This is a genomic window from Niallia sp. WK069_GA_01 (genome assembly GCF_983173855.1).
In genome coordinates this window covers 1,550,614-1,576,280 of record NZ_OZ470138.1, presented here as the reverse complement: position 1 = coordinate 1,576,280, position 25,667 = coordinate 1,550,614, and the positions used below count along the sequence as shown (strand labels likewise).

17 protein-coding genes, 1 pseudogene and 1 other annotated feature are annotated in these 25,667 nt (G+C 34.3%); of the genes and pseudogenes, 7 read left to right on the top strand and 11 right to left on the bottom strand.

Translation table 11 applies throughout. From position 1 onward, the window contains the following. Positions 1 to 120: 120 nt before the first annotated feature. Positions 121 to 1,833, bottom strand: coding sequence for a septation ring formation regulator EzrA (gene ezrA, locus AC5LWL_RS07500; RefSeq protein WP_493433726.1), 1,713 nt, complete (start codon positions 1,831 to 1,833; stop codon positions 121 to 123). Between the two features lie 503 nt (positions 1,834 to 2,336). On the opposite strand from ezrA, the gene hisJ reads away from it, so the two are divergent. Then, the gene (gene hisJ / locus AC5LWL_RS07495; RefSeq protein WP_493436562.1) at positions 2,337 to 3,137 is read left to right on the top strand and encodes a histidinol-phosphatase HisJ; all 801 of its coding nucleotides are present in this window, start codon (positions 2,337 to 2,339) and stop codon (positions 3,135 to 3,137) included. Here the strand turns inward: hisJ and refZ are convergent. Further along, positions 3,123 to 3,746, bottom strand: a complete 624-nt coding sequence (gene refZ / locus AC5LWL_RS07490; RefSeq protein ID WP_493433725.1) for a forespore capture DNA-binding protein RefZ — start codon at positions 3,744 to 3,746, stop codon at positions 3,123 to 3,125. The genes hisJ and refZ overlap by 15 nt on opposite strands. 459 nt (positions 3,747 to 4,205) lie before the next feature. Here refZ and AC5LWL_RS07485 point away from each other — a divergent pair, with 459 nt between their 5' ends. Continuing rightward, positions 4,206 to 4,688: a GAF domain-containing protein gene (locus AC5LWL_RS07485; protein ID WP_493433724.1), complete on the top strand. Its 483-nt coding sequence runs from the start codon at positions 4,206 to 4,208 to the stop codon at positions 4,686 to 4,688. Between the two features lie 668 nt (positions 4,689 to 5,356). Here the strand turns inward: AC5LWL_RS07485 and AC5LWL_RS07480 are convergent. After that, entirely contained in the window at positions 5,357 to 7,237 is a 1,881-nt protein-coding gene (locus tag AC5LWL_RS07480) for a sensor domain-containing diguanylate cyclase (protein ID WP_493433723.1), read from the bottom strand. Between the two features lie 992 nt (positions 7,238 to 8,229). Between AC5LWL_RS07480 and rpsD the strand changes: the two genes are divergently transcribed. Beyond that, entirely contained in the window at positions 8,230 to 8,832 is a 603-nt protein-coding gene (gene rpsD, locus AC5LWL_RS07475; RefSeq protein WP_493433722.1) for a 30S ribosomal protein S4, read from the top strand. Between the two features lie 220 nt (positions 8,833 to 9,052). Here rpsD and AC5LWL_RS07470 read toward each other — a convergent pair. Next, positions 9,053 to 9,492: pseudogene (locus tag AC5LWL_RS07470) on the bottom strand (ASCH domain-containing protein). Positions 9,493 to 9,839: 347 nt separating this feature from the next. Next, the gene (gene tyrS, locus AC5LWL_RS07465; protein WP_493433721.1) at positions 9,840 to 11,096 is read right to left on the bottom strand and encodes a tyrosine--tRNA ligase; all 1,257 of its coding nucleotides are present in this window, start codon (positions 11,094 to 11,096) and stop codon (positions 9,840 to 9,842) included. A gap of 110 nt (positions 11,097 to 11,206) precedes the next feature. Further along, positions 11,207 to 11,425: a binding site (T-box leader), on the bottom strand. 127 nt (positions 11,426 to 11,552) lie between these two features. On the opposite strand from tyrS, the gene AC5LWL_RS07460 reads away from it, so the two are divergent. Further along, entirely contained in the window at positions 11,553 to 14,519 is a 2,967-nt protein-coding gene (locus AC5LWL_RS07460; protein ID WP_493433720.1) for a transglycosylase domain-containing protein, read from the top strand. Between the two features lie 601 nt (positions 14,520 to 15,120). Here AC5LWL_RS07460 and ccpA read toward each other — a convergent pair. The 3 genes from ccpA to AC5LWL_RS07445 all read right to left on the bottom strand — a co-directional run bounded on the left by ccpA (position 15,121) and on the right by AC5LWL_RS07445 (position 17,686). Then, positions 15,121 to 16,119: a catabolite control protein A gene (gene ccpA / locus AC5LWL_RS07455; RefSeq protein ID WP_493433719.1), complete on the bottom strand. Its 999-nt coding sequence runs from the start codon at positions 16,117 to 16,119 to the stop codon at positions 15,121 to 15,123. A gap of 167 nt (positions 16,120 to 16,286) precedes the next feature. Continuing rightward, positions 16,287 to 16,481 (bottom strand): hypothetical protein, encoded by a 195-nt coding sequence (locus AC5LWL_RS07450; RefSeq protein ID WP_493433718.1) that lies wholly within the window; start codon positions 16,479 to 16,481, stop codon positions 16,287 to 16,289. Positions 16,482 to 16,609: 128 nt separating this feature from the next. Then, positions 16,610 to 17,686, bottom strand: coding sequence for a bifunctional 3-deoxy-7-phosphoheptulonate synthase/chorismate mutase (locus AC5LWL_RS07445; RefSeq protein WP_493433717.1), 1,077 nt, complete (start codon positions 17,684 to 17,686; stop codon positions 16,610 to 16,612). A 253-nt stretch (positions 17,687 to 17,939) separates the two neighbouring features. Here AC5LWL_RS07445 and AC5LWL_RS07440 point away from each other — a divergent pair, with 253 nt between their 5' ends. Together AC5LWL_RS07440 and AC5LWL_RS07435 are read left to right on the top strand one after the other, a co-directional pair. Then, the gene (locus AC5LWL_RS07440; protein ID WP_493433716.1) at positions 17,940 to 20,096 is read left to right on the top strand and encodes a cell division protein FtsA; all 2,157 of its coding nucleotides are present in this window, start codon (positions 17,940 to 17,942) and stop codon (positions 20,094 to 20,096) included. A gap of 285 nt (positions 20,097 to 20,381) precedes the next feature. Next, on the top strand, positions 20,382 to 21,524 hold the full coding sequence (locus AC5LWL_RS07435) for an IS110 family RNA-guided transposase (protein WP_493432573.1): 1,143 nt from the start codon (positions 20,382 to 20,384) through the stop codon (positions 21,522 to 21,524). A 474-nt stretch (positions 21,525 to 21,998) separates the two neighbouring features. Here AC5LWL_RS07435 and ytxJ read toward each other — a convergent pair whose 3' ends face one another. The 3 genes from ytxJ to AC5LWL_RS07420 form a co-directional block, all read right to left on the bottom strand. Further along, positions 21,999 to 22,334, bottom strand: a complete 336-nt coding sequence (gene ytxJ / locus AC5LWL_RS07430) for a bacillithiol system redox-active protein YtxJ (protein ID WP_493433715.1) — start codon at positions 22,332 to 22,334, stop codon at positions 21,999 to 22,001. Between the two features lie 834 nt (positions 22,335 to 23,168). Then, complete coding sequence (locus tag AC5LWL_RS07425; RefSeq protein ID WP_493433714.1) at positions 23,169 to 23,654, bottom strand: YtxH domain-containing protein; 486 nt, start codon at positions 23,652 to 23,654, stop codon at positions 23,169 to 23,171. An 18-nt stretch (positions 23,655 to 23,672) separates the two neighbouring features. Beyond that, complete coding sequence (locus AC5LWL_RS07420; RefSeq protein WP_493433713.1) at positions 23,673 to 24,116, bottom strand: DUF948 domain-containing protein; 444 nt, start codon at positions 24,114 to 24,116, stop codon at positions 23,673 to 23,675. A 369-nt stretch (positions 24,117 to 24,485) separates the two neighbouring features. Here AC5LWL_RS07420 and AC5LWL_RS07415 point away from each other — a divergent pair, with 369 nt between their 5' ends. After that, the gene (locus AC5LWL_RS07415) at positions 24,486 to 25,601 is read left to right on the top strand and encodes an aminopeptidase (RefSeq protein ID WP_493433712.1); all 1,116 of its coding nucleotides are present in this window, start codon (positions 24,486 to 24,488) and stop codon (positions 25,599 to 25,601) included. The last annotated feature ends 66 nt before the right edge of the window (positions 25,602 to 25,667 follow it).

Below are 25,667 nucleotides of genomic sequence, written 5' to 3'. Positions count from 1 at the left end.
TCTTCAAAACAACGCTTCTATTCGTTTCTCTGACAAATACAATGAGCTTATTTTACCAATAGAGAAAAATAATTATTTATTCGGATTTGCCATCCATTAAAGCTTTTTTCAATAACACATTCAACTATATTGATTCTGTCTTTCTGTTTGTTCCATAATCCATGTTTCTAAACGCTTGGTACTTCCTGGATCTACTTCTTCAATAGCGGTAACAGCCTGTTCTAATGCTTCTTTATACTGGAAATGTCTAAAGGCATCCTCTGCTTCCTTTAAACCTTTTTCTACTCTCGGATATTTACTGCGATATCTATTACCATATTGAATGATTTTTTCTGCTAATAAAACGGTTTCTACTAATTCATTTGTTGCATCAATTATGATAGATACACTATTTTCTGCTTCATCTAACAAGGTATGTACTGCAGGAATATCCAGTGGAGCTTCTTCTAAAACATTTTTCACTTTCGTTATACTTTCTTTTGCAGCATTTATTAAATCATTATATTCGTTTGTAACACCTGGAACATTGCTATTTGTGACCATTCTTATAGAATACGCGACATCTTTGCTTAATTTTTTGATTTTTTCATGTGCTGCAACTTCATCTTTTCTTAGTGCATGAAGTTTCTCAAACAAACTGGTTTGTTCATCTGCTATATTTTCTAGCTGTTCTTTTAACTGTTTTAGTTCTTCACTTAAAACAGTATGGGCAGCTGTCTCATTAAGCAACTTGTGCTCTAGGATCTCATATTGTTTGTATAAATGCTTAATTTTATTTTCTAATTTAAATTGCAATTCAATATCTTCATCATTTAAATGATAACTTCTTTGCAACAATCCTAGTTCTGTTTGTAATCGGTCGTTGGCTTCATTTATATCTCCAAGAATTTTTTTAGCAGGCTCTAAATTTTTATTCCAATAGTTCTTCGCTAGCACTTCTTTTTCTAATAAATCGTACAAAACATCCAGCTTTTCCTGTATTTCTGCTACAGTTGATTGGATTTTTTCTACCTGTCCCTCTCGAAGGAACAGATCACATGCAGCTAAATCTTTTTCCATTTGCTCCACTTCTGTTTCTAATTGAATATGCTCAAGAATAAAACCTTGTAGAAGCATATCTTGATAACCATCTTTTAACTCATTAATATGCTCTGGCAATTTTGTCTCGCATTCAATTAGCAAAGGTGGAATATGTTCGATTAAATAACGAATATGCGAAATAAGATCTTCGGTTTGCAGCACAATTTCTCTTGCTTCCAAATAATCTCCATTATTCGTTTTCTCCTCAAAGACACTTAAGGATGCTGCGACGTCTTTTAACATTGCTTCTAATTTTTTTTCTGTCTCACCAAAGGTATGTCTGTGTGCCAATAATGTTTTTTTGCTTTCTCGATAGGCTTGCTGAAGTGTTTCTATCTCTGTACGATTTTTCTCTTCACTTCCGACAAGATTATTTAATTCTTCCAGCATTATTTCAATAGATTTTTCCATTTGCTCCATTTTCTGTCGAGCATTACTTTGCGCCTGCTTTGCCTTTTTTAATTTGTAATTATCAATATACTCTTCTGTATCAAAAAGCAATTCTTCTACATCTGGCAATTGAACGGTAACAATGTCATCCCATTTTGCTCTCCAGCGCTCAAACAATTCTTCTGTTTGTCCGATCATATTCAGTTGTTTTACTTTAGAGAGCTCTTCTAGAACCGGCCGATTCATAATATCAATCTTCCAAGATTCTAATTCATCTACCATTCCATAGTATTTTCGCTTGATAAAATATCCACATACGAATAGGCATAAAAGAATGACTACTCCACCAATTATGTAATACATTTGAAGCCCCCTGTTCTAACACCGACCATTTTTATTATTCATTTATATTAATAGTATGTAAGGTTATTTTCATTTGTTTTTATGATACCATGTAACCGACATTTTTTGACTATTAAATTTCTTTTTTTTAAAAGATTTCCCATAATTTTTTCATTATAATGATACAATTTTCTTTTTTATCTTGAAAAAAGCAGTATAACACCTTTTTTTTTAGTAAAATAAGAAGAAATAACGTAAGGTAATTTTATTTCCCATTGAATTTTTCTTTTTATCTACCCTGAAAAGAGGCACTCTCGATAAGTCCGCAGACGGAATACACTTCGCCTTTCCATGGGGCGGAGCCGAACTGCTCCTGTGGGGTCTCTCCTATCCCGCAGTTCCTATAGGAGTCTTCGTGTGTTCCGTCTGAAATTTAAGAAAACTGCTTCTTTTCATGCGTCATGGTGAAAATTTGTTTGCATGGGTATCTTCCATTTTTTAATACGGAAAGGACGATTGATATTATGTTAAAAAAAGACGGCCACATCCATACTGCCTTTTGTCCTCATGGAACAAAAGATTCATTAACAGATTATATTAATAAAGCAATTTCCTTAGGTTTTAAAGAAATCACTTTCACCGAACATGCCCCCCTGCCTAAAGGATTTACAGATACTACTCCTACTAAAGACAGCAGCATGTCGTTGGAAGAACTGCCATATTACATAGAGGAAGTAAATGTAGTAAAAGCGCTTTATCAAAAAGAAATTAAAGTGAATATAGGTTTAGAGGTTGATTATATCGAAGGCTTTGAAAAAGAAATTTATGATTTCTTGTCCGTTTGGGGTAAAAAACTGGACGACAGTATACTTAGTGTCCATTTTCTAAAAAAAGATACTGCTTATGATTGTGTGGATTATAGCCCTGACTTATTTGCAGATATGATTAAACGATATGGAAGTGTGGAAGCAATATATGATTGTTATTTTAATACAGTCAAAAAATCAATAAAAGCAAATTTAGGACCATTTAAACCAAAAAGAATCGGCCATATAACACTTGTACATAAATTCCAAAAAAAATTTCCAGTTAATTATGAGTATCTTCACACCATTAGCGATTTATTGAATATCATAAAAGAGCAAAATTTAGAGCTCGATTATAATGGTGCAGGCGTTAATAAACCTCTATGCAAGGAACCTTATCCACCTAAATGGATTGCTCAAAAAGCAAAAGATCTGCAAATCCCATTAATTTACGGATCAGATGCTCATCAAATAAAGGATTTAGGACAAGGCTTACAGCAAACATTAGGAAATTGGTAAAGATGCTGTATCTAAACAGATCACTTCATCAATCCATTTATTAATTTCTTCTAAATATTTTTTCATGAAATACGATTCATGTAAAAAAACATGCAGTACTTCCGTTAAATAATACGTATTAAGGAATGGCATTGACAAAAAGCTTTTCAATTGAATAATGCTATATGAAATGGTCTGATTTTTAAACTCTTTATTCTTTATGCCATCTTCCAAAATTTTCGATAAATAAAAACGTTCTTTTACATAATAGGTCGACATGATTTCTCGGACTACTTGTGAATCAATAGAAACTTCTCTTAGTACAAACCTTGTTAAATGTGGATGCTGGCATTGAAATTGAATGATGGCTTCTACTACTTGTTTTAGTTTATCCTTTGCGTTACTGACAACAGAAAAATACACTTGTTCCATAACTTCTAAATAGTTTTCAAAATAGCTTGTAAAGCAATATTCCAATAAGCCGTGTTTTCCATTAAAATAATAGGAGATATTCGCTACATTGACTTTTGCATGCCCTGCAATATCCCTAATTGAGGTACCATCATATCCATTTCGATTAAACAAGATAATAGCGGATTCTATTATTGTTTCTTTTGGATTTTTTTTCATATTTGATCGCCTCTTTTCTCTTGCTATTAATTTAAATGTATAATTAAATAAAGCAAATCTTTTTTATATCGAGAAAATAATAATTTGATAGGCTACCTTGAAAATGGTTCCGCTCTCTCAATAAGTCCGCAGCCGGTATACACTTCGCTTTCCATGGGGCGGGCGCCAAGCCTCCCCGGAGCTTTGCTCCTGCGGGGTCTCGCCTGTCCCGCTAATCCCATAGGAGTCTTCGTGTATTCCGGCTGCTCCCTGCTTACAAGTTTAAGAAAACTAGTTCTTTTCTGGGCATGGTTGTTTGCTTGAATGCTATTTAATGATTTTTTAGAATAAAAATAGCCTTTCTATTAACTTCTTGGAAACTTCAAACAATCCTTTAAAAGAATCTCGACAAAGTATCCTGTTTTTCTGTTTTTTTTGCTAAAATATGTTTAATTAATAAAGAAAGTTAGGTGTAAATTTATGTTTAACGTCGAATCATATAAAGGGAATCGTGAAGAAAAATATCAATTAGTGATAAAGCAATTAATGGCCCTTCTTGAAGGGGAAAAGAATATCATTGCCAACCTTTCAAATGCATCTGCATTACTGAATCTATTTTTAGACCGTATTAACTGGGTAGGATTTTATTTAGTAGAAAATGAAGAGCTAGTCCTTGGTCCATTCCAAGGACTGCCTGCATGTGTTCGTATTCCTTTTGGCAGAGGTGTTTGTGGTACTGCTGCCGAAAAGAAAGAAACTGTCTGTGTAGAAGATGTTCATCAATTTCCCGGGCATATCGCCTGCGATGCGGCATCCCAATCTGAAATAGTTGTGCCATTGCTAAAAGAAGATGGGACTTTACTTGGTTTATTAGATATCGATTCACCTGAAAAAGGACGTTTTGATGAGATAGATCAAAAGTATTTACAACAATTTGTAAACAGTTTAATCAAGTTTCTATAAATAAGAAAAGTATAAAGTCAATTATTACTAGGGCTAGGAAACCTTTACTAAATACTTATTTAATATTTTTATGTTACTTCACATTTCAAAAATTTTATATGTTCTTATCTTTCAAAAGAGGCTGAGACATAACTAAGTAGATAATAGGTAAAGACGAACATTCTCTAATTTAGCACGCAAATGGTTACTTCCTTATACTGGTTATTTATGTTTTTTAATATGGTTAAGTTTAATACTAAGTTGTTCCATTGCGCTACAGACACTCGCTTTCCGCGGGGAGGAAGTTGAGCCTCCTCGTGCTACTTGCGGTGTCTCAGCCTTTCCTCTACTTCCCGCAGGAGTCGAATGTCTTCCGCTCCATTCCACTTCGTTTTTAAAGGATATTTTCTAAAACCTAATTCTTTTACCAAGATAAAAACGAAATAGATTGGAAAATACGTAGACTCCGAAGCGACTCAGCGCGAGCCAGCCCCACGGAAAGCGAAGTGTATTGAGGCTACAGGTGATTACCACAAACCTTCTTTTTTACATGAATAAAAAACCCAAACAATGGAACGAAATATTTTTACATCTTCGTATCATTGTTCGGGTTTATCTTCGGCTGGAATAATTATGTCCCAGCTTCTTTTTCTTACTTATAAAAAATATGGATAACAGCATGTCTATTGTTATTCACTTACAAGATACGTATCCTGAATAACAATTCTATCTTTTCCAGTTTCCTTTGCTACATAAAGTGCTTTATCTGCCCGCTTAAAAATAGCATTATAATTATCTTCTTGTTCCTTATTCCAATAGGATACGCCGCATGAAATTGTAACAGAAGGTGAAGACGTTTCTCTCACTTTCGAAACAAGTCTTTCTGCAATAATAATTCCTGCCGAAAGAGGAACCTTGGGCAAATAGACAGCCAACTCTTCTCCACCCCATCTGGCACCAATGTCTGTACCCCGTATATTCTCCATAATTATATTAGCAACTTGAACGATTATTTCATCCCCAACTTGATGACCATATGTATCATTTACTGCCTTAAAATCATCGATATCAATAAGAATGAATGTTCCTTCCTTATCTTCTTGTAAAGAATGATTGATTTTTTCGTCAAGGAAATTCCTAGAGAATAATTTTGTAAGATGATCCGTAACAACTAATTTTTCTAATTCTTCTCTTAGCATGGAATTAGTCAATGCAAGAGTAGAGTGGTGTATCAACGATTGTAATAATTTGAAGATGTCAAATGAAAAGTGATATGGCTCTGGATGCATAACGATTGAAAAACCTTTTAACGTGCCAGTTTGGATCATGGGTACAACCATTATCGATTTATATTTTGCATCTTCTTGTTCTTCCATAAAAAAATCACCTAAAAACAATGCATCTTGTTCCATTTTGATTTTTTCTTTAAAATATTGAATATATTTTTCTGCATCTTTTGTATGAAAAAATTGAGTACTTCCATTTAAAACTGTTATTGTACTTGACTCAAAAGAGAAAAGAACAAAACCGACTTCTTTCGCATCAAAACTAGAAGAAATTCGTTCAGACATATATGTCATCATCTCAATTAAACGTAAATTAGAATTTAAGCGATGTGATGTCTCATTAATTAATTGTAAATCAGAAACTAATTTCTTAGACTGTTGATATAATTGGGCATTTTCCAATGCTCCACCCGCTGTATTTGCTAATAAAGTAATAAACTCCACTTCATTTTTTGGAAAATTTAATGTATTTGGTGCGATAACCTGCAACACACCATAAACCCCTTGTTTCCCTTTTAATGGAGCATACAAAATCGATCTTCGTTCTTCTCTGGAGTTTTCAAATTGAATTTCTCCTGTGACATACGCTTGCATTGCTGCGATATTTTCACTATCATATTCTAAATCCTTTATCGGCAGATCTCCATGACTGTTATTGTCATGAGATAATAACAGATGATAGGTAAAAGTCGGATAAACTTCCTGTAAAGTTAAGATAATTTCTCCAAGAACACCTTCCATATTCATCGATGAATGGAATTTTTCTGTAACTCGAAATAATTGTTTATACCTTTTTTCCTCTGTGACAATTTTTATTAAACTTTCCACTTTATGGAGAAAAAAACTAGTTTCTCGACTTAATACTTCCAATAACGTATCACTATATCCATAGTGAAGTAGAGGTTCTTTTTTTGTTTTTATCACGAAAAAATGGTGAAAACAGTCGTGATATTTTAATGGTATTACTAAATCGTAATTATTAAGTTCCTCTATAGGATTTGGCTTCCGATGAACCTTCTGACTTTCCAGCATTTGTTTTATTTTCGCTGTATTCGGCAGTATAGGATAATGATTAGAATCAACCGTTGATGCTTCCACCAGCCAATGATCATTCCACTCTTTACAACTAAATAAAGCAACCTCATTTACATCTAATACATTTTTTATAATAGATAACATTTCAGAAAGCAATTGTTCATTATTTAGATTATGGCTTTCTGTATCAACAATATCGAAAAAGCGACTTTTAATTTTTAATATTATTTGGTGGCCAAGCATGTCCATCTATTCATCACCTAATTCACCTTACTATTTCAATCATTTTTTTATCGAATTCTTTTTATAGAAAACAAGTTTCCCCTTTTTATGGAATAAAGAGTAAAAAAGTACGCACTTACTCTCTTCTATCTTAACGTCCAACTTTCCTTCTACTTGCATCAAAAGTTATTTATATCATATAAATAATAATGAAAACCTATAAATTCCCCTTCTTATTTCGTTATAAAGCAAGTTTCTACTATAATAATATGTATTTTTTTCATTATTACAAATCTGTCTTGTGCATAACAGTGAATAATATAACTAAGTAGCTTCGTAACGAAGTAGAGCCATTGGTACTTTTTGAAAAAGGTAAATAAATGAAGTGTTCCATTTCATTAAGGTGACAGCTCTGTTTTTCTTTCGACTACGTGATCTTCTAATGTACTTAACCCCATTTACTTATACGTTTTTTTTCAAAGAACAAAAAGTTAATTTCATATAACTTAACCAATCTGATCTGTCTATCATCTAATCGAAAGGGAATTTGTCTGTCATATGCACGGAAGGAGTAATTAGGAATAACCTCCTATAATAGAGGCTCCACAATCTATAATTCGCATTATCTGTACTTACATCTAGATGTTATGTATAAAACAAAAATTAACTGTACCTTTTAAGAAAATTATTATTATTAATTATAGCATATGGTATAATAATCGGGTTAAAAAAATAATTCTTTTTTCATAAAAACCTTTGTTTTTTTACAAAGAATCGAATAATTGGAAAAAAATATACTTGACTTCCCACTATAAAAAACCATATAATATTCTTTGTGTAAAATATTGCAGCATATGTTAAAGGCTTTGTGTTTTATTTTGTTCCTCAATACATGTTATTGATGGTGTATTGTGTAACCCTTGGCTGCTAGGGCGAAGGTACATGAAGACAAAATAATCATAAATGCTGTTGCATCTGTTTTTATTTTACCAAATAAAAACATGAAGGAGGAGTCAATTATGGCTCGATATACAGGTCCAAGCTGGAAACTGTCTCGCCGTTTAGGCATATCATTAACTGGTACTGGTAAGGAGTTAGAAAAACGCCCTTACGCACCTGGACAACATGGTCCAAACCAACGCAAAAAATTATCTGAATACGGTTTACAATTACAAGAAAAACAAAAATTACGTCATATGTATGGTGTGAACGAGCGCCAATTCCGTAATTTATTTGATATCGCTGGCAAAATGCCTGGTAAACATGGTGAAAATTTCATGGCACTTTTAGAAACTCGTCTTGATAACGTTGTTTACCGTTTAGGTTTAGCTCGTACACGTCGTCAAGCACGTCAGCTTGTAAACCATGGTCATATTTTAGTAGATGGATCTCGTGTTGATATTCCATCTTACCGTCTAAAAGCTGGTCAAACAATCACTTTACGTGAAAAATCTCTTAACCTTGATGTTGTTAAAGAAGCAGTAGAAGTTAATAACTTCGTACCTGATTTCTTAACATTTGATGCTGATAAATTAGAAGGTTCATTTACTCGTGTACCTGAACGTTCTGAATTACCTGCTGAAATTAACGAAGCTCTTATCGTTGAGTTCTACTCTCGTTAATAGAATCGTAAAAAAGAGCCTGGAAACCTTGTTACATCAAGGATTCCAGGCTCTTTTTAATTTAGCCTATGTATATTTAGGTATTCTTCACTACTTATTTTTTAGGAACAAAGTTTAATCGTGATTCTTATTCAACCATTTAAACTGCACTTTCTATTGGTTTGAACAAGGCATAACAATTTCACACCCACTTTTGTTATACAGAGCTGAACTTAGTTATTTAATATGGATATACTTTTTTAAATCGTTCACATACAACTAACATATTTGGAGAAAATTCTATATTATATTCTTTTAATAACTCGGTAAAGAACCTTTCGTGTGCATCCCACCAAAACCGATAATCTCCTTCACCTTCTGCTAAAGCGAATTCCTCCGTCACCTCATTCATTGGAATAACTTCAATGGATTGAATTTGTATGACTGCGACCGTCTCTTCTTGAGCACTTAATACAATATAATACTCACCAGCTTTAGGTATTACTTCTCTTTCTAATTCATAAAACACAAAACCTGAAGTTGTCGCTGTCTTCTTTCCCTCAACAACTAAACGGCTAACCAATCAGCGGAAGCTCCAAATTGAAAAGCATCTTTATATTCGTGCCCTTCCTTATGATTTACCAGACAAAATTCGTTCCAAAATTGTTGTACTTTATTCAAACAGAATCATCCTTTAATCTAAAGTTATTTCTTTGTTTCACTAAACTGCATCGCTAATGGAACAAGAAATATTTTAAATAAATTTTAACATAATCACCTATCATATATTTCGTTTTTTAACAGTTTCGAATAACAAACTAAATCACATCAAAAAATGGTTATTGTCATCCCGTTGATAGATGCTATTTCACATTTTAATACGGATATAAATTAGAAATCCCTTACATATCACTAAAAAAATCGAGCATAAAACCTCTACGATTTTATGCTCGATTTTCCCCTGCCATTTATACTGTTTCTCTATGTTATCTAAACTACTTAAGTTTATCCTATGAAGGTTTTTTTCTTTAAAATTTAATTAAGAAATATTTCTTCTTGCCGCGCCGAATCACTGTATACTGCCCTTCGATTCGATCTTCTTCTGATAGAATATAATCAAGCTCGTTTTTGCGCTCTCCATTGATATAAACAGCCCCATTTGTAATATCTTCTCTTGCTTGACGCTTAGAAGAAACAATACCTGCTGTTACAAGTAAATCAACTAAGACAGCTTCCCCTTCTTTATGCTCATATGTTGGAACATCTTTAAACCCTTGCTTTATTTCATTTGCAGTTAATTTTTTGATATCGCCACTGAATAAAGCCTCTGTAATTTTAAGGGCTTGTTCTAATGATGCTTCACCATGAATTAATTTGGTCATTTCCTCTGCTAATCTTTTTTGAGCTTTGCGTAAATGCGGTTCTTCTTTCACTGCAGCTTCTAATTCTTCAATCACTTCTTTTGATAAAAAGGTAAAGAATTTTAAATACTTTATAACATCCGCATCTGCAGTATTAACCCAAAATTGGTAAAATTCGTATGGTGTCGTTTTTTCTGGATCCAACCAAATTGCTCCACTTTCTGTTTTGCCGAATTTTGTACCATCTGCTTTCGTTACTAAAGGTATGGTTAGACCAAACGCCTTTGCTCCTTCAGGCATATTTTTTCTTATCAACTCTAAACCAGTTGTAATATTTCCCCATTGATCGCTTCCACCGATTTGCAGCTTGCAATCATGGTTTTCGTATAAATGCAAAAAGTCCAAAGCCTGTAAAATAGTATAAGTAAACTCAGTAAAGGAAATTCCAGTTTCTAAACGGGAAGCAATTGTATCCTTCGCAAGCATATAGTTGATTCCAATATGCTTTCCATAATCACGTAAAAAAGTCACAATATCCATGGAACCTGCCCAGTCATAGTTGTTCACCATTACGGCCCCATTTTCTCCGTTAAAATCAAAAATTCTTTCTAATTGGCTTTGCAGGCATTTCACATTGTGATCAATAACATCAAGAGTCTGCAATTTTCTTTCTTCACTTTTCCCGCTTGGATCACCAATCAAGCCCGTAGCACCACCTACAAGTACAATAGGACGATGACCAGCATTTTGGAAACGTCTTAACGTTAAGAACGGTAAAAGATGTCCAATATGCATACTGTCAGCAGTGGGATCTACTCCACAGTATAGAGACGTCATGTTTTCCTTTAGAACATCCTTTAAGCCTACTTCATCTGTTTGTTGGTAAATAATACCTCTCCACTGTAAATCCTCTAATAAATTCATGTTTTTATCCTCCATCTATTCACATAGCTTTGTTTGTACATTCCTATATTTATCGTTGTGTTCAACTAAAAAACACTGTCTATAGACAACAAAAAATCCCTGCATTTATATGCAGGGACGCAAAATAAGCGCGGTACCACCCTAATTGAGAAAAAATTCTCCACTTTAAAAAGATAACGGCATATCCCGTTCACTGCTACTAATCCAACATGTTCCCAGTGAATGCTCAAGGAGGTAATTCATTCTTTTATTTATGTCATTTCTCACCAACCAATGACTCTCTAAAAAATAGTGATAAAAGAACTACTTATTCCTATCAACACAATAACGATCCATATATAGTTGAGTTATTTTTATCATAGAAACAAGATAAATGTCAAATGCTTTCGCGAAAAAAATCGAATTCTGCCTTCCCTTTATGCTATAATGTATGTGATTTTAGGGGGAATGATAGGAATGAATAAAAAGCAGGAGTGGAATAATTTCAAGGAATTATTCTTAAACTTCTTTACCAATAAAAAAACGGTTAAAGGAGCCCGTGTTACATATGAAGTAACTTGGAATATCGTTTTACTATTTATTGTTGTTCTATTAATTGGAGGAGGATTTGCTGCAGGAATTGGTGCAGGATATTTTGCCTCTTTAGTAAAAGATGAACCTATCCGCTCATATAACACAATGAAAAAAGATATTTATAATTATGAAGAAACATCTGAATTATATTTTGCTAATAATGTATATTTAGGAAAATTACCAACAGATTTAGAACGAGAAGAAGTAAAAATAAAGGATGTTTCTCCATATTTAATTGATGCAGTTGTTTCCACAGAAGATCAGTATTTTTATGAACATGATGGAGTAGTTCCTAAATCTATTATGCGTGCTTTGTTTCAAGAAGTTGCGAATACTTCCAGTCAATCTGGAGGAAGCACATTAACACAGCAGCTGATTAAAAACCAAATACTTACAAATGAAGTCTCCTTTGAAAGAAAAGCAAAAGAGATTTTACTAGCACTCAGGCTAGAGAAGTTTTTTGATAAAGAAGAAATTCTAGAAGCCTACTTAAACGTCTCCACTTTTGGAAGAAATTCATCTGGTCGCAATATTGCGGGAGTCCAATCGGCAGCAAATGGGTTATTTGGTGTTGATGCGAAAAAACTCAGCTTGCCGCAAGCTGCATTTATTGCTGGGTTGCCGCAAAGTCCATTCGGATACACACCATTTACACAGGAAGGAAAAATAAAAGAAAACTTAGATCCAGGTTTATCTAGAATGAAAACCGTTTTAAAAAGAATGTATGACCAAGAAAAAATATCAAAAAAAGACTACGAAAAAGCAATCAAATATGATATTACAAAAGATTTTATTTCAGCTAAAGAAAGTCCTATTCAAAAATATCCTTGGTTAACATATGAAATACAAAAAAGATCGATAGAAATAATTGCAGAGATGCTTGCAAAAGAAGATGGATATGAGAAAAAAGATTTAGAAAAAGATGATATATTACGAGAACAATATACCACTCTTGCAGATCGTCAAATTCATCAAAATGGTTATGAAATTCATAGTACCATCAATAAAAAAATCTTTGATAAGATGCAAAAGGTAGCTCAAGACTTCCCTTACTATGGCACAAACAAAGCCCAAAAAATAAAAGATCCTGTAACAGGAAAAATAGTAACCGTATCACAACCTGTTGAAACAGGAGCTGTCTTAATTGAAAATAAAACAGGAAAAATTATTAGTTTCGTTGGAGGACGCGACCACGATCGGGAACAAACGAATCATGCAACAAGTTCAAAACGTCCAAACGGCTCGACAATGAAACCTTTACTTGTTTATGCACCTGCCATTGAATTAGGGACATTATCACCTGGATCTGTCTTACCTGATGTTCCTTTAAGTTTAAATCCTGGAAGCAGCAGACCATGGCCATTAAATTATGATAAACAATATCATGGTTTAGTTACAGCAAGATACGCATTAACTAAATCATATAATGTTCCTGCTGTTAAAGCCTATACGGATATACTTCCGCAAAGACCAGCAGCATACTTGGAGAAAATGGGCTTTAGTTCGCTTGCAAAAGAAGACTACACCAACAGATCAACTGCATTAGGCGCATTAGAACAGGGTGTAACAGTGGAAGAAAACACAAATGCATTTGGAACATTTGCTAACAGCGGTGATTTTATAGATGCGTATATGATTGACAAAATAGTGGATAAAAACGGGAAGACTATATATAAACATAAAGTAGATCCAGTAAAAGTATTTAGTCCACAAACTGCCTATTTAGCTATTGATATGATGAGAGATGTTATTAGCCAAGGTACTGCAACGTCATTAAGAAATCGTTTAAAATTCCAATCTGATTGGGCGGGAAAAACAGGAACCGGTCAAGATTATAATGATTCCTGGTTTGTCGCAACAAATCCAAATGTTTCATTTGGCGTATGGATAGGCTATGACACTCCTAAAGCACTAGATTTAACCTATAAAGGTTTATCCTACGGAATGAGAAATATTTATCTATGGGCGGATTTAATGAACGCGGCCTATGATGTTGATTCTAATTTAGTTGATCCATCTACTCGCTTCCAAATGCCTGGCGGAATCGTCAGAAGATCTATCTGTTCTGTATCTGGTTTACTGCCTTCTGCCGGTTGCTCCAAAGCAGGACTTGTTACAACAGATTTATTTAAATCTGGAAGTGTTCCAAACAAAACGGACGACAGTTTAGTTGATGGAAAAATAGTTCAAATCAGAGACAAAAAGTACATGGCATTAGATTCTACTCCAAGCGAATTTGCCGAATCTGGGTTAATGCTGAATCCTGACTATATCGAAAAACTATTCGGCATTACCGTTTCTGATCCTAGCAATCTTGTGCAGAATAATCCGAAATGGAATAAAGTAGCTATTCCTACAGATAAAATAACCGATAATGGAAAAACACCTAGCGCCTTAAAAATCGTTCAAAATGGTGACGGAGTTTCCTGGTCGCAGCATAGCGAAAATGATATTGTAGGCTACAGAGTTTACAAAGACGGCAAAAAAATTGCTAGTATTAAAGCTGGTGAATCACTGGAATTTAAAGATGGCAATGGTTCCTATACCGTAAAGGCAGTGGATATTGCCGGAAGAGAATCTTCCTCTTCTAATGTAGTTACTATCGGTAAAGAAAAAGAAGAAAAGAAAGAAGAAAAGAAAAAAGAAGAATCTGCAGCTAAACCAGATGAGAAAAAAGAAGAAGAAAACAGCGAAAATAAAGAATCTACATCACCTGAAAATAATCAAAAAGAGCAAGAAGAAAAGAAACCTGAGGAAAATCAAAATCAGGATAATCAACAACCTGAAAACCAAAATCAGGACAATCAAAATCAGAATCCAAATAGTAACAATGAGGAAAGCAATCCTTAATTACTTTTTCTTCCTGTTCCCTGCTAAAAACTGGTGGGTATACAGCGGCTTTTAAAGCCTTTTTAAGGGGTTTAATGAATTATTGGATTATATATATAGAAAGAAGTAAAAATAAGCAGAACCATTGTTTATGGCATTCTGGCGGGTTCATACATAGAACCCGCCTTTTTCTATACCACTAAAAAAGGAATAGCCACTATAACAAATGGCCATTCCCTTTTTTACTGTAAGCTAGTATTGAACGTCTTACAGTTGCCGTCTAGCCCCAGTGAAAGATAACCTCATGCCTCTAAAAGTAAAGAACACTTTTGGAGACAAGAGAACATTTTTCTTCGGGTCTTTCAAGGCGCTTTCGCTTTTCTTTGTCTAGCTACACCGCCTAGCCCCTGTGAAAGATAACCTCATGCCTCTAAAAGTAAAGAACACTTTTGGAGACAAGAGAACATTTTTCTTCGGGTCTTTCAAGGCGCTTTCGCTTTTCTTTGTCTAGCTACACCGCCTAGCCCCAGTGAAAGATAACCTCTTGTCTCTAAAAGTAAAGGACACTTTTGGAGACAAGAGAACATTTTTCTTCGGGCCTTTCAAGGCGCTTTCGCTTTTCTTATTTCGTTGATGCTCTTTTTTCTATTCGGTGTGGAAGTACAACAATATGATCTTCCACTGTTTCTTTATTCATATATTTTGTTAATAGCCTCATTGCTACAGCACCAATATCATATAAAGGTTGAACAATAGTTGTAAGCTGTGGTCTTACCATTAACGTAAGCTTTGTATTATCAGAGCTGATAATTTCAAAATCTTCTGGCACATTATACCCCTTATCTTCAGCACCATGAATAACACCAATTGCCATTTCATCTGAACCAACATAAATAGCAGTTGGCTTGTCTGTTTGTTCCATTAATTTATCAAAAGATTCTAAACCAGATTCATACGTACAATCCCCTTCAACTACTAAATTCTCATCAAAGGCAATACCTGCATCTTCTAATGCTCTTTTATATCCAGCAAGCTTCTCATGTCCATTGATTGGCTCTTCTAAATCTCCAAGCACAAGTGCAATAACTTTATGTCCCTTTTCAATAAAGGAATTTACTGCATCGTATGTTGCTTGAGCATAATCGATATTTACTGAAGAAATTTTACCGCTTTCTTCTATACTTGCTGCCAATACAATTGGAACTGGCGATTTTTCAAATTCCTGCACATGCTCTTCTGTAATATTCGCTCCCATAAATACAATGCCATCTACTTGCTTTCCTAACATTGTATTTAATAAATGAAGCTCTTTCTCTGTATTTTGATCAGAGTTACTCAATATAATATTGTATTTATACATTGTCGCAATATCTTCAATACCTCTAGCCAACTCGGCATAAAAAGTGCTGGAAATATCAGGAATAACCACACCGACAGTAGTCGTTTTTTTACTTGCTAAACCTCTAGCAACCGCATTTGGTCGATAACCTAATCTTTCTATTACTTCTAACACCTTTTTTCTCGTTGCAGGTTTTACATTGGGATTTCCATTTACTACTCTTGAAACCGTAGCCATTGATACACTCGCTTCTCTCGCAACATCATATATCGTTATATTCATAATTTTTTAAACACTCCTTTTATTCGTCCATACTGTCTGTTTATTTTGCAGCAAGTAGCCAAAAACTAATCACTTTATATTGTCTTCATTTAGCTAATCTTGTCTAATTATGTATTTAATCATACGATAACGTTACAAATGCCGCAATGACAAGCTTTCATTTTTTTTCAAAAATCACTCTTTTTTTTACTTTTTAAGATGATTTTCTTCAAATTAACTGTTTTTTCATTAAAAAAGGCATAAAACAAAATAGAACCGGTAACACAAATAAAAAAAATAATGGCTTGTACTATTTTTCTACAATTCTCTACAACTACTTTTGTTATCTTTTTTATCATATTAAATACAATTAATGCAAGCATTGTACTCCCACTAAAAATTCTAACATATTTTTAAGGAAAGATGCCTTTTCACTAAGAAAAAAAAGCATAGGCCGATTCTCCAGCTGTTTGGAGAATCAAATACCTAAGCTTTTGCTTAACCATTATCATTATGCTTTTACAAATGGTGTTGCTTTAATAGCATGATAAAATTCATCAAATTGCTTCAAATCCATTTGTTGTGCAGAATCAGATAACGCTACTGCAGGATCTGGGTGCACTTCTGCCATCACACCATCTGCCCCTATAGCTAATGCAGCTTTTGCACATGGAAGCAGTAAATCTTTTCTCCCTGTGGAATGTGTCACATCAACAAAAACAGGAAGATGTGTTTCTTGTTTAAGTATCGGCACAGCTGAAATATCTAAAGTATTTCTAGTCGCTCGTTCATACGTACGAATACCACGTTCACAAAGCATAATTTGATCATTTCCCTGCGAAATAATATATTCAGCAGCATTGATAAATTCTTCAATTGTGGCAGCCAAGCCTCTTTTTAAGAGAATTGGTTTTTTTACATTTCCTGCTGCCTTTAATAATTCGAAATTCTGCATATTACGTGCACCAATTTGAATAACATCAATATAATCTAATGCTTCTTCAATATGAGCAGGACTTACAATTTCACTTATAACAGATAAGTCGTACTCATCGGCAACCCGCTTTAATATTTTTAGTCCTTCTACACCAAGACCTTGGAAATCATATGGTGATGTTCTCGGCTTAAATGCTCCTCCACGTAATAAAGTCAATCCTTTCGCTTTTACAGATTCCGCTACTTTAGCAACCTGTTCATACGACTCAACAGAACATGGACCAAATACAAACTTTGGAACACCATCTCCAATTTTTGTTCCTTTTAAATCAATTATTGTATCTTCTGGTTTCTTTTTACGAGAAACCAACAATGCTTTGCTATCATCATCTTGCTGCAATTGTAATCCAGCTTTAAAGATTTGTTTAAATAAATGAGCAACTGTTACATTATCAAATGGACCATTATTTTTTTCTAGAATATGATCAAGCATTTTTCGTTCTCGTACCGGATCGTAGCGATGTGCACCATGGGTTACTTTCGTTTGTGCAATTTCTTGTACGAGTGCAGCTCTTTCATTTATTTTTTCTAAAATTTCTAAATTTAATTGATCTACTCGATTACGCAATTCTTCTAAATCTGTATTGCTCACTACTATCCCATCCTTTTTTCTCATGCCCTAACAGAAGACCTTTTAGTCGTTCTATTTAGCCAAATTTTCAATATTCTTTATTGACATAAAAAAATATGTTACATTTCTTGTAATTGGGTTAATTATAAAACATCTTTTTTTCCTTGTCACTAACTTTCTTTAATAATTAAACGCTTTTAAGCACTAAAGTAATTATACAACAAATTTTTTTATACTTTTTTACTATTCTCAAATAACAAAGAAGGTGTTTTCTATGCAGAATAAAGAAAAATTATTCGCTTTAGATATTGGTACTCGCTCTGTTGTCGGCATTATATTAGAAAAAGAAAATGAAAACTACCATGTCGTGGAAATTCTTGCCCAGGAACATACAGAACGAGCAATGCTTGATGGTCAAATACATGATGTAATAGCTGTTGCAAAAATCATTCAAGAAGTCAAAGCAAAATTAGAGCAAAATCATGGTCCTTTACATAAAGTCTGCGTTGCAGCTGCCGGACGTGCACTAAAAACAGAAACTGCCTCCTATTCTGTCAAAATTGAAGGAAAACCAATGATTACAAAACAAGATATTATGCATATGGAACTTACAGCCGTTCAAAATGCTCAAAGTTCTGTCGCAGAAAAAAACAATCGCGAAAAAAGTCAATTTTATTATTGCGTGGGCTATTCTGTATTGCGCTATATATTAGATGAGCAGGAATTAGGAAATTTAATTGATCAGCAAGGAAATACTGCCACAGTTGAAATAATTGCTACTTTTCTTCCAAAAGTAGTAGTGGAATCATTAATTGCTGCATTACATCGGGCAAATTTAGAAATGGATGCTTTAACATTAGAGCCGATTGCTGCAATTAATGTCCTTATTCCTCCATCTATGCGCAGATTAAATGTTGCCTTAGTCGATATTGGCGCAGGTACATCTGATATTGCTATTACTGATTTAGGAACAGTTATTGCATATGGAATGGTGCCAATCGCAGGAGATGAAATTACAGAAGCAATCAGCGATCAGTTTTTATTAGACTTTCCGCTTGCTGAAACAGCTAAAAAAGAACTATCCAATCGTGATATCATTACCGTTACAGATATATTGGGTTTTACAGCAGAATTAAAAAAAGACGAGGTCATCAAGAAAATCTCGATTGCGCTGGATAAACTTGCAGACAGTATCTGTCGAGAAATTCTTGCTCTTAACAATCATAAACCACCTAAAGCAGTTATGCTTGTTGGCGGTGGAAGCCAAACACCTGCATTACAGCAAAAAATTGCGGAAATGCTAGATTTAGCAACGAATCGAGTTGCTATTAGAGGAATTGATGCTATTTCTAATTTATCTTTTAAGGATTCTACACAAAAAGGCCCTGAATTAGTTACTCCTATAGGGATTGCGATAACTGCTGGAAAATCTCCAGTTCAATATAAAACTGTGTATGTCAACGACCAGCCTGTCCGGTTATTTGAGGTAAATAAATTAACTGTGGGTGATTGCCTTCTTGCCTCCGGGTTAAAATTAAATAAATTATACGGAAAACCAGGAAATGCCATGATTATCTCTTTAAACAATCAAAAATTAACCATTCCAGGTACCCATGGGCAAGCCCCTGTTATTATTAGAAACGGAAGAGAATGTTCATTAGATGATACGATTGAAAATGGAGAATCACTAACTGTTTATAAAGGAAAGGACGGGCAGCAAGCATACATACAAGTTAAAGATTTATTAGATGATATAACGGAAAGAAGCATTCAAATTAATGGGGAAGAGCATATGCTGAAAGCAACGATACGCTGTAATGGCGAACCAGCATCACAAGAAACATGGATTCATGATAAAGATGCAATAGAATATACAATTGCGTCTACTCTTCAAGAATTGCTGCATTCCTTGAAGTTACATGACTATCTCGCAGAATTAAGACCATTTAAAGTAAAATTGAATGATAAAGAAACCGTGATTCCTTCCTTTTCAGGAAATATACTTCGCAACGGTATAATTGCTAAATTATCTAATACATTTGATTTTCATGATAAAATAACCATAAATACTAGAAAAAAACCTACTGTACAAGAGCTGGCAGAAATAAAACAAGTATTATTGTACCAAGTTATCCCGATAACTTTTAACGACAAAAAATTAACATTATCAAAGCAATTAGCACAATTTAAAAGGAAAGAACAGCTTCTAGCGATGGAGGATGAGCTATTTGATGGGGACGAATTAACAATAGAACAGAAAAATTTTGATGGATTTTTATTCCAAGATCTATTTGCGTATGTAAAAATTGATTTACCAAAAACAAATAGCGGTAAATTTGAATTAAAAAGAAACGGCGAACCAGCAACCTTTTTAACGCCAATTAAAAAAGGAGATCGTCTCGAGATTAAATGGCCAATTACTGTACACTAATTAAGAAACACACATGATTTCACACTCACACCCCGGCATGAAAATTTTTTCTAAGCCGGGGTTTTACTTTTTTGTCCATTTTTCCATACTGATTAATGCTATGGGAAGTAATCTTTACGTGCGCTTTTGTGGTGGTTCGACCCTGTATAAGAAACTGTTTGGAATTTGCCTTGTGTACACCCCTTTGTTGACTCTTCAATTTTTGAGGATGATCACGTACAGAAAAATGCTGTTTGACCAAGCTTATTCCACTTTCCATAGACACTACTTTGGAGGTTGTTTTATTTGGACATTTTATTAACCCATTGTGCCGGAATGGATGTTCATCAAAAAGAGATTGTAGTTTGTGCCCTAACTGGCACTAATAATGAATCCATTCAAAAAGAAACCAAGACTTTTTCCACTTTAACCAAAAGTTTATTTGATTTATTAAAGTGGTTAGAAGAAAAACAAATTACACACATTGCTCTGGAAAGTACCGGAATCTATTGGAAGCCGGTATACAACATCCTTGAAGGATATTTCGATATTACTGTGGCCAATGCCCAACGTATTAAAAACGTTCCTGGTCGTAAGACCGATGTTTCAGATGCAGAATGGATTGCCAAGCTTCTTCGTCATGGATTGATTGAAAAAAGCTTTGTCCCTTCCCAAGATCTTCGGGAATTAAGAGATTTGAACCGTTTACGCAAGAAATGGGTTGGTAACTTAACAGCTGAAAAAAATAGAATTTCAAAGGTCCTCGAATGTTCAAACATAAAGCTTGGTTCAGTTATTTCTGATATCTTTGGGGTTTCTGGACGTAAACTTTTGAAACAGTTAGTCGATAATGGATACCTTGATAAGGCTGATGTTGATGCCAATATCCATCATTCTCTCCGCAAGAAGGCTGATACCATTTCCGATTCTCTTTTCGGAACATTAAATGAACATCAAATGTTTATGATTAAAAGCTCTTGGAATCATATCATGTATTTGGAAACTTCCATTCAAGAACTTGAAAATAGGATAGATACCCTGCTTCATTCCTATCAAGAAGAAAAAGAAATACTTTTATCTATCCCAGGTATAAAGGAACACACAGCTGCTGTTATTATTGCGGAAATCGGAACAGATATGAGCCAATTCCCTTCATCAAGACATTTAGCTTCTTGGGCTGGTGTATCACCTGGCAATAATGAAAGTGCTGGTAAAAAGAAAAGTTCCAAAAGCGTTCAAGGAAACCCACATATAAAAGCTGCTCTTTGTGAGGTTGCTTGGGCTATATCAAGGTCGAAAAATACCTCAATGTCAAATGTTTTTTGGTCTCTATCTGCAAGAAGAGGAAAGAAAAAAGCTTTACAGGCTATTGCACATAAAGTTTTAAGAATTATATATACCCTATTTATTAATAAGCAACACTTCTCTGAACCACGTCTAGCTGGTTAGACGACCTTCCATTACAATACTCTATTAAGGTTGTGATTTTTTTAAAAAATTGAGGTCACACCCTTTCTTTACTATTGTCTTTTTTCTAGAAGTCCACGCTTCAAGATTTTCTTTACACCAAAATCCTGTACCCGCCCTATCAAATAGAACACGTTACTGTATTATACAGATACCCAGAATAGCCACTCGCCCGTTTTATTTTCACAGAAAAAGCGCAAGCGCCTTGTTTAGCCCCGAAGAAAAATGTTCTCCTGACTCAAAAGTGTTTTTTACTTTTAAAGGCTAGAGGTTATACTCAGTGGGGCTAGGCGCTGGCCGGCTAAATGCGCCATGTCCTTATGTCTTTGTCAGCACTTGTACATCCTGTACGGGGAAGCTAGACACTTATCAGACTTCAAAAAACTTATACTATCCTACCTTTTAAAAAACGCTGATTCTCAAAATTGTTTTTCTACCTTTGAGAATCAGCGTTTTTTATTTGTTTATTGCAGTTTTTACCACATCTGTTAACGCATCAACCGTAATTTTTCGATGAGAAGCATTCCAAACAACAGCATTATCAGTAAATAATAAAGCCTGTGGTGATTCATGCTTAATTTGATAGGATTCAGCAATATGATTGGATAATGGTCTTGAATCTTGGACAACTAAATAATAGGCATTCACATCATCATTTGCTGTTGCAAACCGCTGATATTCATCAAAAGCAGCTTGGCTAATCGGGCATGTTACACTATGCTTTAATAGTAAAACAGATGCATTATTTTGCACCACATTATTAAACGCTTCAATTGATTCAATTTTTTTCACTTTTAATCCTCCTCATAGGAAAATACAATAATTATTGATATAAGTTACAATACCATAGTGTTTATCGTATTGGGAAATGTTTGAACTCATGCTTTAATTCTTTTATTCTTAATCACTCAAACTTCGCACCATCAAATTCGTTTGCAAGTCTTGATATTACTCAGTTTAAGAACAATAAAATGGGAGGCTTGTTTTTTAGTGTGGGGGTTGCTTCGCTTTCCGCGGGGTGGGTGCTGAGCCTCCTCGGCGTTGCCTTGCGGGGTCTTTAGCCTTCCCACATTTCCCGCAGGAGTCTTCGCACCCTCCGTTACAAGCAACCTGTTTTAGAATAAGTTCTTGTCTTCGAATTTCATTACAGGGTATGATGACTAAACACTAGTAGCGTTGTTTTTTTATGTTATTATTCAACGTTATTTTACTAAAATGTGTCGCTTTTAGTCTATTTGATAATGTGGATGTTTTCACCAGTTCAAAGACAACAACTAATGAATCAAAACGGCTTGATTGGAGTGGAAGGTGCGAGACTCCTGTGGGATTAGCGAGACAGCTGAGACCCTGCAGGCCAAGGGCCGAAGCGGCTCAGCGCGAGCCCCACGGAAAGCGAGCATCCTGAAACGGAAAGAAAGCCCCTATTTATAAGAAATAATGTTTGCTAGATTAATCAATCACCCTTTTCTCATTGCTCTAAACCAAGTTATGCTAATACATGAAGAGGAATTTATAACTGCGAAGTTTGAGTTAATCATCAATAAAAGGGTAAAAAAACTCCACTGTATCTTTTTGTTCTAAAAGATACAGTCGGAGTTTTCTGTCTGTTCATCTTACTAGATATTATTAATTATACTTGCTTTCCGTTTCATCGAACGCTTTTTTTGTTTCTTCTAGCTTTTGCTGAATTTCATCATAGCCCTTTTGAAGCGGCTCTTTCGCAGCTTCAACTGCACCTGCCACTTCCTTTTTATCACTTTCTATTTCATCACTTACAGGCGCTTTTTCATTCTCGCTCGACGATTTCACCTTATCGATTAATTCATTTGAATGCTTCGAAACAGCAGTACTTAATTGATCTGTCTTATCTTTTGCAATACTAATAAACTCAGTACCCTTATCCTTAACAGTACCAGAAAGTTCAATTCCTTTTCCTTTTAATTTTGTTGCTTGCTCATTTACATCATTCATTAATTCTTTTCCAGGTTTAGGAGCAAGGAATAAAGCGGTGGCTGCACCAACAACGCCTCCTACAATTGCACCTAATAAAAAGTCCTTTGAGCCTGTATGTTCACTTTCTCTCGTATTAACTACTTCATATTCATTCTTCATAAGTTTACCTCCCAGTATTTAAATTGTTTGGTTATTTCTGCGTTTTGTCTTTACTTTGCGAGTACTCCACTGCTCTTTAATATTCATTGCAATATTGCTCCATTGAACTATTTGAGCAATTTTATCTTGGTTTTTTTCCAATTTTGTTTCCACATTGTTTGTAATAGATTGAACCGAATGATTAAATCCCTTAACAGATTCTCCTACACCTTTTACAGCATCTACCACACCATTTAAGCTTTCTGATTTTTGTTGTATATCTGCTGCTAAAAGATTGGTTTTTTCAAGTAGGACAGTAGTTTCTCTTGTTACACCATCCAACTGTCTTTCCAATCCAGATAATGTCGTTGAAACACTATCCAAAGTAATATGTAGAGATTTTAATGTTTTTGCCAGATAGATAACTAAAACGGCAAATGCGATTGCTATTAAAGCAACACTCCAATATAAAATATCAATCATAATAATTGCACCTCCATTAATAATTTAATACCCAATTTTTTCTTTTATTAAACCACCTCTTTATTATAGAGGGAAAAGAAAAGAGAAACAAATAAACAATTCAAAATCATTTTCCACACGCTGAACGCTATCCTGATTTCTCCCTTTCCTAAATACTTACAGGTGACAATAAAAGTTATGATAATCTTTTTCGTTTTTGTTATTTCAATTCTGTTATTTTGCTTTACCCTAATTCCACATATTTTAACCATTTATTTTTTCTTCCGAAAATAAAATATCCATAAACATATTCGTCATTATTATTTAAGAAAAATATTTTTTCGGGTACAATAATACTTTGAACAACTATTTTTACAAGTGGAGGTACATATGAAAGATCAAAGAATCGAACAATTAGCCAAAAATCTTATTAATTATTCTATCAGACTGCAAAAAGGGGAAAAAGTTTTAATTGAAAACTTTGGATTACAAAAGGAATTAGTTAAAGCACTTATAAAAGAAGCATATGCAGTTGGCGGGTATCCATTTGTATCTTTAAAGGATAATGAAGTGAATCGAAGCCTTTTATTAGGAGCACAAACAGAACAATATGACATGATTGCGAGTTTTGAGGCAAATGTGATGAGCCAAATGGATGCATATATCGGATTACGTTCAGGTGACAATATAAACGAACTTGCAGATGTTCCTGCTGATAAATTAAAAATCGAAGGGGCGTCCATTGGCAAAAAGGTTCATCGGGAGATTCGTGTGCCAAAAACGCGCTGGGTAGTATTGCGTTACCCAAATTCTTCTATGGCACAACTGGCTAAAATGAGTACGGAAGCCTTTGAAGATTTTTATTTTGATGTTTGTAATCTTGATTATGGCAAAATGGATCAGGCTATGGACAATTTAGTTGATTTAATGAATAAAACAGATAAAGTTAAATTAACAGGACAAGGCACAGATTTAACGTTTTCTATAAAAAATATTCCTGCAATTAAATGCTCTGGCCAAATGAATATTCCAGATGGAGAGGTTTATACTGCACCAGTACGCGACTCTGTTAATGGCGTGTTAACGTATAATACTCCTTCTCCATATCAAGGTTTTACATTCGAAAATGTTTCATTAACTTTCGAAAATGGAAAAATTATTAAAGCCACATCAAATAATACAGATCGATTAAACGAGATTTTAGACACAGATGAAGGAGCAAGATATATTGGTGAATTCGCTATCGGCGTCAATCCATATATTCTTCATCCAATGCAGGATATACTATTTGATGAAAAAATTGATGGAAGCTTTCACTTTACACCAGGTCAGTGTTATGATGATGCATTTAATGGTAATCATTCAAATATTCATTGGGATATGGTAAATATCCAGAGACCAGATTATGGCGGGGGTGAAATCTATTTTGATGATGTGCTAATTAGAAAAGACGGAAGATTTGTTCTTCCAGAATTGGCATCCCTTAACCCAGAAAATTTAAAATAAGAATCAAAAACAGAATTACCATTAGATAAAAAGAAATCCACAGGAACTATATTCCTGTGGATTTTT